Raw genomic sequence first — 11,950 nt, forward strand, 5'->3', positions numbered from 1 at the left:
AAAAGTGTGCAAGCAAAGGTGTTGTTTAAGTCGAACCTGTCTTTCGCTACAAACAATAGACTGAAAAGGTGCGGTGCTCAACCCTGTCGTTCATGAAATGAGATTTGCAACAGGGTGCATATGTAATTGTTGCATGTATAACTTGCATGGGTTCATTAGATATTCAGCTAGAACTACTTGGGATAGCTCAGGTCAAGGCTTGGCGAGTGTAGGTAGTAGACGGTTTATAATAGATTATGCAGTTTAAAATGTCAGCCAGCACCGAAATGGTTTTGGTACTGGCTGAGTTTTTCTCTGGATGTTGGTGTCTTCAATTACGTCAAATAACCGTTCCACTCTTTGCTGTATGAGCATTGGGTACAACGTCTCTATTTAACCAATGGCTGATTATTTGCTGTAACGCATTTAATGACGTCGGTTTCTCTAAACGACCGTCCATCAGCTTGCTAATCATTTCTAGCTCACGTTCGCCAGATTCACCTGACAGCGCAATGATCGGAACCTGCGGAGAATGCGCCTTAATGATTTGGCTGGCTTCAAAACCATTCATAACTGGCATTTGAATATCCATCAAGATCAAATCGATGGAGTTCACTTTAAAGATTTCTACTGCATTTTCACCGTTGTTTGCCTGCAAGTTGTTAACACCAAGTTGGTTCAGATACATTTGAACTAGTGAGCGTTGTACTTCTTTATCGTCAACGATGAGCACCGTGGGTGCTTTGTTATTGATTAGAAATGACTTATCGATTGGTTGTATATTGTCAACGGTTCTTTGCTCTGTATTCGGTTTAGGTTGTTGCCAATTTTTGAAATCAGGAGTACGAAGCGAGTCGGCTTGGGGAGCATTGGGTACCATAGGAAAGTATAAGTGGAATTCCGTAAACTCCCCCAGTTTCGATTTGCATTCAACTCGGCCGCCAAAAGAGCGCATGACACGCTGGCAATAGCCGAGCCCCAGACCGCTGCCTCCGCTTTTTTGATAAGAGAAAAAGTCATCGAAAATCTTATAAGAAATGGCGTCGTCAATCCCCGGGCCTGTATCTCTGAAGATTAAAATATTTTCATAAGTACCGATTTGAGTTGTGATCTCAATTTGGCTATTTGGGTAGGAATCAAAATAATAAATTGCGTTACGAATCAAGTTGAAAATAACAAAGTTGAATAAGGTTTCATTAAGTTTTGCTACGAAGTCATCTTGTTGTGGTAAGTGAATTCGCTCAATTACTTTCTCGTTCTCAAAGCCATATTGACTGACCGCCTGATCAACGGCTTTGTGGATCGACGTCATCGTAATCGGTTCGTGTTCAGGCGAACTATCGCTGACCTCGCGCAAGATAATATCAATCAACTGTCGCCCACGTTGAATAGCCGCTTGGCCGTTCTCAATATCCTGTTTAATTTGTTGTGCGGGCGCTTGACTATCAATATGTTGCTTTAAAATTTCAAAATGCAATTGTACTTGAGCGAGCGGGTTACGCATTTCATGCGCAATTGAATTCGCTAATGCACGACTTTGGCAGACACGTCTATCCGCTTCAATAATACTTTGTATTCGTGTTAGCAAGGTTTGAAGTGCAGCGATTTCTTCATTAGAAAACATCTGATTATTGATTTTGTGTGGCGAGATTAATAAATGTGTGACCAATTTGCTGTGCCCAAACAGTGGCATGACCAAGGCCGTATTGTTTGAGCTCATTTTGTCATAAAGGGCTTTGATCGAGTTTTTTGCCGCGGTTTTGTTGTCTAATTTTTCAAACAATTCATCAAACACTAGTGCGGTTTGTTTGGATGAAAGGTAACGTTCGTAGACGGTTTCGTTATAGTTACTATTAACGAACTGCAGCTTATCATCGGCGATGTATAATAACTGGCCTAAACGGCGCATCGCATCATCAATTGACCGTTTGAAATCGTCTTCCAAAGCGAGAATTTGCTCTACAGGAGTCTGCTGATTGCCGTAAATGAGTAAAGAGGCGTAACGGCTCAAGCGTTTGTAGAGTGGATTCCAAGTAATACCAATAAGCGCACAAAGTGGTATTGCCATCAGCCATTGGTTGCTGTCGGTGAGAGGGATGAAGATTGCGCCGAGCGGTATGAATAAAACCCCACATACTAACGCAGTATTGAGACACAGGTAAGCAAGGTATTTCACACTGTAGAAGCGTGAAGTGATAAGAGCATAGCCAACAAACATCATTTCGCTAATGGAGAGTGCCGGAGGTAGCCAAGAGAGTGAGAAATCTTGAAAGAAAAAGGTGATTCCTATGTGGATAACTAGTGTTGAAAGCATGTATACCAATATACCTGCAATAATATAATTGGTTTTGGCCAGTGCTAGCTTACTACTATTGGTTCGCATTACGACCAAGTTGAATAACGTCAGTATCACTGAACATAGCATGGCATTAAAGAAGTAAGGCGTATGGGGCCCAAATTCAATGACAAACTCGCTCGGTCCGACAATATCAACATGTTTCACCGTGAGGTTAGATTGCAAGTTAATAAGTACGGAGTAGGCCGCTATAGTAATAAATATCAGCCGTTGCCAAAGGTGTACTTTGCCTTTTCTTTGTTCGGCAGAGAGCTGACATGAGAAATAGTAAGCAAAAACAAATGCAAGGGATGCAGAAATATTGGCAATTTCTGCCATAAAGATTGCTCTATTTACACCAAGCTCAACTAGCCAATCAGTATGGAAATATGCATTACTTCCTATCCAAGCGATGATACACGAGGAATAAGCGATGTAGGAGGCGTGGTGTGTGCCAAAAATTACTTCATTTTTTTGTTTAAGACGATAGCAATAGTAAGTTAACCAAACGAGCACCATGGCTACTGCTGCGATAAGCGTTATCGCTTTGGGATAGAGAATTGGATCTAAGTTGAGGTTAAGCATACTCTTTCTCTTTCCTTTTGGTTAAATCGTACTTCCTACGCTGAGAAACTGCATGTCGATAGTCACGAAAATTGGTATCACTGAAAACCTTATCCATCCTTTCAATAATCCAGAATCCACGATAACTTTGTTTTCCGTTATTATTTAAGTCGTTATATCCAGAACGGAAATACGATTTTGGTTCGATAGTTTGATAAAAATTGAGTATGAAAGGTTGTTCGATAATGGTGAAACCAATTTTATACCCCATTTGATTTAGTATTTGGATGAGCTTTTTTTGAGCAAGGTAGAGAAAATAGAGCTTTTGTTGAGCGTTACCACTGACGGTTAAACGCAGCACTTCACAGACCGCTTGCGTACCAGTCAATTGTCGCCGAAATTGATGATCGAATTCTGGGAGAGAGTCGCATTTCGACAGTGCTGGTTTGAAAAGCTGTAATTCCATCAAAACATCGTAACTATGATCGGGTAAACAGAATTGCCACTGTTCGTTACTGAATTGTTGTGCGTAACTAAGCCAAGTCTGATTTACTGACCAATCTTGCACCAACATTGAAGCGACTAGTGTAGGAGATGCTTCGTTATCAGGATGCTTGAGTAAAACAAAGTGCTTCCCTTTTTGTGATAAGGACAATAAAGGCAGCATCTCGTACCACTTTTCGCCTTTAATAAATAGCTCAAGATTGCTCAAGGTGATCGCATCTTTGATGGGCATTTTTTGCGGGTGACTGGGCGTTGTGACCCAAAGTTCAGAATCCTCTATCTGGTCGATCAAAAAACCACGGTAAGCACAGTCTTTAAGTGGCAGTTCGATACGAGGAGGAGCATCCGCTTCGATAGGGAATAGTGTTTTTATAGCCGCAATTTCGCATTCACACCAGAAATCTAGCCAATGCGAATAGCACTCGCTGACGGCTTGCTCAAGATATGCTATCTCTTCATCTAATGTATTCGGATAGCGCCGGATGAGCTCTCGGTAGTCCATCAATTCAAACAGTACTGAGAAGCTTTTATTGTGATGTTCAGGAAATAGGTTGAGTAATTGGTTTTTGCGGTGATCTGTAACGGCGCGGAAAAGATCAGCCCGTTGCTGTGGTTGATAAGTATTGATGACGAACTCTACCAGAGCCCGCTGTTTTTTTTCAATAGGCAGACTGCTTGTCAGCCGTGAGCCTAAAGATGATATTATTTTCATAGAGTTAACCTAGCCTAGGTTTATTTAATTATTTAATTATTTAATTATTTTTTATTAGTTTTATTAGATAGGCTCCAGTAAATGAGACTTTGATTTAGGAGAGTATTTGGCATCACGTTAATTAGTACCAGTAACCGCGATTTTATTTGTACCTAACATCCTAAGTACCAGTTGCATATCCGCAGCAAGTTTACTACTTGCACTTACCCTTCACAACAGAGTTTTATAATAAAAGCCTTCCGAAGAAGGCTTTATCTATATGGTTAATTTATCAATTATTATCGTATCAATAGCATCGGTACGCTTGATTCGGCTAAGAGCCGAGTGGTGTTACTGCCAACGAAGAACTGACGAAGTTTAGAGTGTCCAAACGCGCCCATGACGATCATGCCAAGTTGGTTTTGTTGTTGGTACTGAAGAATCGCCTTATGAACTTCGCCAGATAAGCACGCTTCCACAACGTGAATACCGTTCGCACATAATTTCTCGGCGGCAGCTTTAAACGCGCTCGCTTTATCGTGGTTATCTTCCACCATCACCAAATGGCACTCCAGCCCTTTTAGCAGCGGTGTTTTAATCGCTTTATCCACTAATTTCTGGCTAATTTCACTGCCATCAAAGGCTAATAGATAACTTTGTGGTGGCGTAAAATCACCCGTTGCCACTAAGGTGTGCGACTTCATTGTACGCACGATACTCTCTAATTGAGATCCAACAGCCATGGCGTCGTTTTGGTGCACTTCACCTGATTTACCGACCACCAATACACGAATTTCGTTTTCAAGATCAAGCAAAGTCTCCAGCAGGTTTCCGTGCTTTTGCAGTTTATGCACATCTTGTAAACCTTGTTCATGAGCTTTAGTTTCTAGCTCATTGAGTAACGCTTTACCGTGCCTTAAGGCCAGTTTAGAACGCTTTTCGTCTAGTTCAATAAGCTCTTTCAATAGCTGTTCTCGGCTGCCTAAACCGATGTTACCAGACAGCTCACTTTCGGTTTGATTGGCCGCTTTATCAAGTACGTGCAGTAATGTTAACGGTGCTTGTAAGCTTTTGGCGGCCCACACGCTTAAATTGGCGACCGACTGTGAATAAATCGATCCATCGATGCAAGCAATAATATTGGTCATAATCTGTTCCTTAATGTCCGCCCATCAGCTTTTCAACTTCTTCTGGCTTACCATGCACGCCGAATTTATCGACAATCGTTGCTGTTGCTTCATTCATACCGATGATGTTTACATCGGTCCCTTCGCGTCGGAATTTGATAACAGCACGATCTAGCGAAGAAACCGAAGTAATATCCCAAAAGTGCGCTGCAGAGAGGTCGATAGTGACACGCTCTAAGACCTCTTTGAAGTCAAACGCGTTCATAAATTGATCTGACGAAGCAAAGAAGACTTGCCCAACAACACGATAGGTACGCTCTTCTCCATTTTCAGAGAGTTCACTTTTAACCACCATGAAGCGGCCAATTTTGTTAGCAAAGAAGAGAGAAGCAAGCAGCACGCCGACACCGACACCGATCGCTAAGTTATGGGTTGCAACCACAACAACGACGGTCGCGATCATCACGATGCTGGTAGAAAGTGGGTGAGTTTTGAGATCCTTTACCGAACTCCAAGAGAAGGTCCCAATGGAAACCATGATCATTACCGCGACTAAAGCCGCCATCGGGATGAGTTTGAGCCAATCACTTAAAAACACCACCATGATGATCAGTAGAATACCGGCGCAAAAAGTAGAGAGCCTGCCGCGTCCGCCGGATTTAATGTTGATGATCGATTGACCAATCATCGCACAACCGGCCATGCCGCCAAGAAAGCCGGTGGCAATGTTGGCGATACCTTGGCCTTTACATTCACGATTTTTATCACTGCTGGTATCGGTTAAATCGTCAACAATGGTTGCTGTCATCATTGATTCTAATAAACCGACAACGGCCAATCCGGCTGAATAAGGAAATATAATCCATAAGGTTTCAAGGTTGAGCGGAACATCTGGCCATAAAAATATCGGCAAAGTATCTGGTAATTCACCCATATCGCCCACAGTGCGAATATCAATGCCAAAGCTGATAGCAATCAGAGTTAAGGCGATAATGCACACTAATGGCGAAGGTAGCAATTTGCCAATCACAGGAACGTAGGGGAATAGATAGATAATCGCCAGCCCACCGAGTGTCATGGCGTAAACGTGCCATGTTACATTGGTCAGCTCTGGTAATTGCGCCATAAAAATCAGAATCGCCAGCGCGTTAACAAACCCCGTCACGACCGAACGTGATACAAAACGCATCAAATCGCCCAGTTTGAGGTAACCGGCCAGTATTTGTAGAACCCCGGTCAAAACAGTGGCTGCCAGTAGATATTGCAAGCCATGCTCTTTGACTAAAGTGACCATCAACAGCGCCATTGCTCCAGTGGCTGCTGAGATCATGCCGGGTCGTCCACCGACAATTGAAATGATCACGGCAATACTGAATGAAGCGTAAAGGCCGATTTTAGGGTCTACACCTGCGATGATAGAAAAGGCTATTGCCTCAGGAACTAATGCTAACGCAACGACAGTGCCAGCTAGAACATCCCCTCGCACATTGGAAAACCAATCGCGCTTAATATTTTGTAGCATACTTGATCTCTAAAAAATGAAATAAAAAGGTGAGTTGTGAGAGGTAAAGATCAATCTAGGGCGGCGTAAGCAGCATTCGCAACGTCTCTTAGTTGATTTTTAAAATGTGATCCTAATCATTGATGTGGTATAGGTCAACCAAACGATCGTTATTTGTATTGCAGTAATCATTTCTCCCGTTATCACGCTGCTTTTCAAGCGCCGCCCGTCGTGCGAGAGGATAGTTCTGGTGTTTGACTTCTACTCTTTTGCTCCTTACACTTAAACACATTCGATATTCCATATGTATTGTTTATGTGCCGCATTTTATCTTTTTATAAATCCTTGTCTGAAGAAACGAGGCTTAAATCCTTGCTGTTGATGAAGCACAAAGGGCAGTTGTGTGTGTGTGATTTAATGAATGCGTTGCAATTAAGTCAGCCCAAAGTGTCCCGTCATTTAGCTGAACTGAGAAAAAATGAGCTAGTGATTGATGAACGTCGCGGCAAGTGGGTGTACTACCAAATCAATCCTGAGCTGGAAAGTTGGATGGTGCAGATATTGGACATCACGCTGAACCACAATGCTGCATTGATTGCGCAAGAGCTAACGCGCATTGCTCACCCATCTTGTCAAAATGAATGAAATTTTAGCGTTGCTATTTCGCCATGGCTGTAAGTAGAAAGTTGTGTGCGGCTCCCTTTTTAGACTGACCGAGAGATGTGATGTATGAGTGAATTACCTGTCTGCGCAGAAGCCTCTGCAGCCGAAAAAATGAGTTTTCTCGATCGCTATCTAACCTTGTGGATTTTCCTTGCGATGGGGTTAGGGGTAGCGATCGGTGTCTTCTTTCCGCAAGTGGCGCAGTGGAATGAGAGCATGTCGGTCGGTTCGACCAATATTCCGCTGGCGATCGGTTTGATTTTGATGATGTATCCACCACTGGCAAAAGTGAATTACAGCCTACTAGGTGAAGTGACTCGTGATAAACGCGCCATCACACTCTCTTTAGTGATGAACTGGATTATCGGGCCTATCTTGATGTTTGCATTGGCGATCATTTTCTTACGCGATTATCCCGGTTATATGGTCGGACTGATCTTAATTGGTCTGGCGCGTTGCATCGCGATGGTATTGGTGTGGAATGATATCAGCGGTGGGAACAAAGAGTACGGCGCAGCGTTGGTGGCGCTCAACAGTGCATTTCAAATTGTCACTTACAGTTTTATGGCGTGGCTATTTATTACTGTTTTGCCGCCGTATTTTGGGCTCGAGAGCTTTGTGGTTGATATTACCATTCTCGATATCGCAGAAAGTGTGCTGATTTATCTCGGTATCCCATTTTTAGCTGGCTTTTTGAGCCGCAAATGGTTGGTGGCCGCGAAAGGTGAGCAATGGTACAACGAGGAGTTTATTCCGCGTATTTCACCGATTACGCTAGTGGCACTACTAGCGACGATAGTTTTGATGTTCAGCCTGAAAGGCGAGATGATCATTGAACTGCCGATGGACGTGATACGCGTTGCCATCCCTTTAGTGATTTATTTCTTAGTGATGTTTTTTGTCAGCTTTTTCATTGGTAAAAAACTGGGCATTCCTTACGATCAAAATGCCTCAATTGCTTTTACCTCATCAGGCAACAACTTTGAACTGGCGATTGCGGTCTCCATTGCCGTGTTCGGTTTAAATTCCGATCAAGCATTTGCGGGTGTGATTGGGCCCTTGGTTGAAGTGCCGGTGTTGATTGCCTTGGTCAACGTCGCGCTGCGTATGAAAAAGAAATACTAGCGCTCTCTGAGTCCGAACTTCAGGATATTTTTCTCATTAAATTTCATAACCGTAGACTGTTTTAAAAATGTGAGATGTTTGTGAATGAATTAGAAACGTCATCTATGTTCTGCTACGCACGAACTCTTGATCCCAATGTTGCGATGCATCGGGGTATGATCGGCGTATCAAAAATAGATCTATTGGGAAATCGATTGTAATCAAAATGCCACAAAAGCCCTGCAACATACCATCCGCATATGCAGAGATAAGTAAAATGCTACCTCATCAGTTTTTTAAGTTGCTGTCCGATGAAACGCGGGTGCGCTGTTTGCTCATGATTGCTCGCGAGCAACGAGTGTGTGTCGGCGAGTTGACGCAAGCGTTAAATGAAAGCCAACCGAAAATTTCTCGCCATCTGGCTCTACTTCGTTCCAGTGGCGTGGTGGTTGATACAAGGCAAGGACAATGGGTGTTTTATCGGCTATCAGAGCAGTTACCCGGATGGATGAAAAAACAAATTCAAGGGCTGGTGGAATCCAACTGCCTGAAAAAAGAATACCAACAAGATATGCAAAGGCTGGCAGAGATGAAATCTCGCCCAGAATGCTGTGTTTAGAAGGGATAAAAGGAAATAAAAATGTCTATTAAAGTCGGAATTAACGGGTTTGGTCGTATTGGTCGTTTAGCATTAAGAGCCTCATTTGATTGGCCTGAGATCGAATTTGTGCAGATTAACGACGTTGCGGGAGACGCGGCGACCTTGGCTCATTTGCTCGAATTTGATTCAATACAAGGCCGTTGGCATCACGAAGTGACAAGCGACGGTAATGCGATCATTGCCAACGGTCAGGTTATTCGTACCTCACAACAAAAAGCGATCAGTGACGTCGATTGGTCTGGTTGCGATGTGGTCATCGAAGCAACAGGCAAACACCGCAAGTCTGAGTTTTTGAATCAGTATTTAGCACAAGGTGTCAAACGCGTGGTGGTATCGGCCCCGGTAAAAGAAGCGGGGATTGCCAATATCGTGGTTGGGGTCAATGACCACATCTTTGATCCACAAATACATCGGATTGTTACGGCCGCTTCTTGCACTACCAACTGCATTGCACCTATCGTCAAAGTGATTCACGAGCAACTGGGTATTGAACACTCATCGTTTACGACCATTCACGACTTGACCAACACGCAAACCATTTTGGATGCACCGCATAAAGATCTACGCCGCGCCCGCGCATGTGGTATGAGCCTTATCCCTACCACAACAGGTTCTGCGACAGCGATTGTGGAAATCTTCCCCGATCTGAAAGACAAAATTAACGGTCACGCGGTGCGTGTGCCGCTAGCCAATGCCTCGTTAACCGACATTATTTTTGATGTGAAACGCGATACCAGCGCGGAAGAAGTCAACGCGCTACTGAAAGCGGCTTCAGAAAATGAGCTCAAAGGCATTCTCGGTTTTGAAGCGCGGCCATTGGTATCGATTGATTATAAAGGCGACCAACGCTCAACGATTGTCGACGCACTCTCGACCATGGTGGTGGGCAAGCGCATGGTGAAAATTTACGCTTGGTACGATAACGAAATGGGTTACGCAACGCGTACCGCAGAATTAGTACGCAAAGTCGGTTTGGCATAAAGGAGCAAAGAAATGACACATCCTACATGGGAACTGCCTGTTGCAGAAAACAGCGCTGGTTTGGTATTGACGCCTTGCCCGGGGACAAAAGATCTTCCTTTGGTTGAGAGTATTGAACAACTGAAATCTCAAGGTGTTACCGTTGTGGTGACGGCTCTCAGTCACGAAGAGATGCAAGAGAAAGGCGTTGGCGACTTGCCTAAAGTGGTTGAGCAAGCGGGGCTGCAATGGTTTCATGCCCCAATTGAAGATGATTGCGCGCCCGATCATGAGTTTCAAACGCATTGGCAAAGTATCTCCCCGTCACTTCATCAGGCACTTGCCAAGGGAGATAAGATTGCCATGCATTGCATGGGTGGCTCTGGTCGTACTGGTTTACTTGCTGCTCATTTATTGCTGGAGAAAGGTTGGGAACTGCAAAACATTATTACTCAAGTTCAATCATTAAGGCCGGGTGCATTTACCAAAGATGTACAAGTTGAGTACATCAAACAATTTGTTAATCAATAACAGTCCCAAAGAGCTGCCTTAGGCGGCTCTTTGGCAAAGAGAGTGATTATGTTGTCTCAACTCAACCAAAACGTTCGCCAGTACATGCTAGTGACTTTTAATTATTGGAATTTTACCGTCACTGACGGCGCGCTGCGCATGTTGGTGGTGTTGTATTTTTATGATTTGGGTTATTCGACCTTAGCGATTGCGTCTTTGTTTCTCTTTTATGAATTTTTTGGCGTGGTCACTAACCTGATTGGCGGTTGGCTTGGTGCGCGTTTAGGGCTGAATCGCACCATGAATATTGGCCTTGGCATGCAAATATTCGCGCTCTTGATGCTTGCTGTACCTGCTGCATGGTTAACCATTCCTTGGGTGATGGCGGCGCAGGCGTTATCGGGCATCGCAAAAGATCTCAATAAAATGAGTGCAAAAAGTGCGATCAAAACGTTAGTCCCTGAGAATGCACAAGGCGCACTCTACAAGTGGATAGCCATTCTTACGGGTTCAAAAAACGCCCTAAAAGGGGCCGGCTTTTTTCTCGGTGGCGTCTTGCTCTCTTGGATCGGCTTTCAATATGCGGTAGCGGCTATGGCGGCGGTATTGTTATTGGTTTTTATCGGCAGTTTGCTCAGCTTGCAAGCCGATATTGGCAAAGCCAAAAACAAACCGAAATTTTCAGAGATTTTTTCCAAATCACGCAGCGTGAACATCTTATCAGCGGCTCGCCTGTTTTTGTTTGGCGCGCGAGACGTTTGGTTTGTGATTGCTTTACCCATTTATCTGGGCAGTGTTTTTGGTTGGGATCATAGCGCCGTGGGCGGCTTTTTAGCACTGTGGGTGATTGGCTACGGAGTGATCCAAGGTTTTGCCCCTAAAATAACGGGCAGTACTTCAGGTCAAGTACCGGATGGGCGTTCGGCTATCGGTTGGGCGGCGCTATTGGCGCTGATCACAGGTTTAATCGCCTACAGCATTCAAGCGCAGTGGCATCCGGAAGTCGTAATCATCGCGGGATTACTGCTTTTCGGCGCTGTCTTTGCAATTAACTCATCGCTGCATTCCTATTTAATCGTGAGCTATGCCAAGGGTGATGGTGTATCGCTTGATGTTGGTTTTTACTACATGGCAAACGCGATGGGGCGTTTAATCGGTACCGTGCTTTCCGGGTGGGTTTTCCAACTTTGGGGATTAGCGGCGTGTTTGTGGGTTTCGTTTGGTTTTCTGCTGCTGACCACTCTCATTTCATTGGGGCTCCCGAAAAGCAAAGCTGTGTTGACGAGCGAACCGTAGCTTCACCAGCAGATCACTATTCCAGTAGATGGAGATTGTGATAGAGTCCGTGCTT

At 44.2% G+C, this 11,950-nt stretch carries 10 protein-coding genes; 6 read left to right on the plus strand and 4 right to left on the minus strand.

The genetic code is table 11. From position 1 onward, the window contains the following. Positions 1-319 precede the first annotated feature (319 nt). The 4 genes from N5E84_RS17700 to N5E84_RS17715 all read right to left on the minus strand — a co-directional run bounded on the left by N5E84_RS17700 (position 320) and on the right by N5E84_RS17715 (position 6,722). Complete coding sequence (locus N5E84_RS17700) at positions 320-2,899, minus strand: hybrid sensor histidine kinase/response regulator (protein WP_019281872.1); 2,580 nt, start codon at positions 2,897-2,899, stop codon at positions 320-322. Then, complete coding sequence (gene vanM, locus N5E84_RS17705) at positions 2,892-4,094, minus strand: acyl-homoserine-lactone synthase VanM (RefSeq protein ID WP_019281871.1); 1,203 nt, start codon at positions 4,092-4,094, stop codon at positions 2,892-2,894. The genes N5E84_RS17700 and vanM overlap by 8 nt, the downstream gene beginning before the upstream one ends. A 278-nt stretch (positions 4,095-4,372) precedes the next feature. Then, on the minus strand, positions 4,373-5,221 hold the full coding sequence (locus N5E84_RS17710) for a universal stress protein (RefSeq protein ID WP_019281870.1): 849 nt from the start codon (positions 5,219-5,221) through the stop codon (positions 4,373-4,375). Positions 5,222-5,231: 10 nt separating this feature from the next. Next, positions 5,232-6,722, minus strand: coding sequence for a SulP family inorganic anion transporter (locus N5E84_RS17715; RefSeq protein WP_013868030.1), 1,491 nt, complete (start codon positions 6,720-6,722; stop codon positions 5,232-5,234). Between the two features lie 294 nt (positions 6,723-7,016). On the opposite strand from N5E84_RS17715, the gene N5E84_RS17720 reads away from it, so the two are divergent. The 6 genes from N5E84_RS17720 (at position 7,017) to arsJ (ending at position 11,895) form a co-directional block, all read left to right on the plus strand. After that, positions 7,017-7,346 carry a metalloregulator ArsR/SmtB family transcription factor gene (locus N5E84_RS17720; protein ID WP_069212032.1) on the plus strand — a complete coding sequence of 110 codons (330 nt, stop codon included), beginning with the start codon at positions 7,017-7,019 and terminating at the stop codon, positions 7,344-7,346. Positions 7,347-7,430: 84 nt separating this feature from the next. Continuing rightward, on the plus strand, positions 7,431-8,489 hold the full coding sequence (gene arsB, locus N5E84_RS17725) for an ACR3 family arsenite efflux transporter (RefSeq protein WP_017046038.1): 1,059 nt from the start codon (positions 7,431-7,433) through the stop codon (positions 8,487-8,489). 256 nt (positions 8,490-8,745) lie between these two features. Beyond that, positions 8,746-9,087, plus strand: a complete 342-nt coding sequence (locus N5E84_RS17730) for a metalloregulator ArsR/SmtB family transcription factor (RefSeq protein WP_017043720.1) — start codon at positions 8,746-8,748, stop codon at positions 9,085-9,087. Positions 9,088-9,108: 21 nt separating this feature from the next. Beyond that, entirely contained in the window at positions 9,109-10,110 is a 1,002-nt protein-coding gene (locus N5E84_RS17735; RefSeq protein WP_019281869.1) for an ArsJ-associated glyceraldehyde-3-phosphate dehydrogenase, read from the plus strand. Positions 10,111-10,122: 12 nt separating this feature from the next. Beyond that, entirely contained in the window at positions 10,123-10,620 is a 498-nt protein-coding gene (locus N5E84_RS17740; protein ID WP_019281868.1) for a cyclin-dependent kinase inhibitor 3 family protein, read from the plus strand. Positions 10,621-10,662: 42 nt separating this feature from the next. Beyond that, positions 10,663-11,895 (plus strand): organoarsenical effux MFS transporter ArsJ, encoded by a 1,233-nt coding sequence (arsJ, locus tag N5E84_RS17745; protein WP_069212031.1) that lies wholly within the window; start codon positions 10,663-10,665, stop codon positions 11,893-11,895. Positions 11,896-11,950: the final 55 nt, after the last annotated feature.

The organism is Vibrio sp. J502 (assembly GCF_025397955.1).
GTDB lineage: Bacteria > Pseudomonadota > Gammaproteobacteria > Enterobacterales > Vibrionaceae > Vibrio > Vibrio anguillarum.

What these genes read in the sequence shown, in the direction of transcription:
- N5E84_RS17700 (WP_019281872.1), bottom strand. Translation starts at nt 2,899, where the DNA reads ATGCTTAACCTCAACTTAGATCCAATTCTCTATCCCAAAGCGATAACG.
- vanM (WP_019281871.1), bottom strand. Translation starts at nt 4,094, where the DNA reads ATGAAAATAATATCATCTTTAGGCTCACGGCTGACAAGCAGTCTGCCT.
- N5E84_RS17710 (WP_019281870.1), bottom strand. Translation starts at nt 5,221, where the DNA reads ATGACCAATATTATTGCTTGCATCGATGGATCGATTTATTCACAGTCG.
- N5E84_RS17715 (WP_013868030.1), bottom strand. Translation starts at nt 6,722, where the DNA reads ATGCTACAAAATATTAAGCGCGATTGGTTTTCCAATGTGCGAGGGGAT.
- N5E84_RS17720 (WP_069212032.1), top strand. Translation starts at nt 7,017, where the DNA reads ATGTGCCGCATTTTATCTTTTTATAAATCCTTGTCTGAAGAAACGAGG.
- arsB (WP_017046038.1), top strand. Translation starts at nt 7,431, where the DNA reads ATGAGTGAATTACCTGTCTGCGCAGAAGCCTCTGCAGCCGAAAAAATG.
- N5E84_RS17730 (WP_017043720.1), top strand. Translation starts at nt 8,746, where the DNA reads ATGCTACCTCATCAGTTTTTTAAGTTGCTGTCCGATGAAACGCGGGTG.
- N5E84_RS17735 (WP_019281869.1), top strand. Translation starts at nt 9,109, where the DNA reads ATGTCTATTAAAGTCGGAATTAACGGGTTTGGTCGTATTGGTCGTTTA.
- N5E84_RS17740 (WP_019281868.1), top strand. Translation starts at nt 10,123, where the DNA reads ATGACACATCCTACATGGGAACTGCCTGTTGCAGAAAACAGCGCTGGT.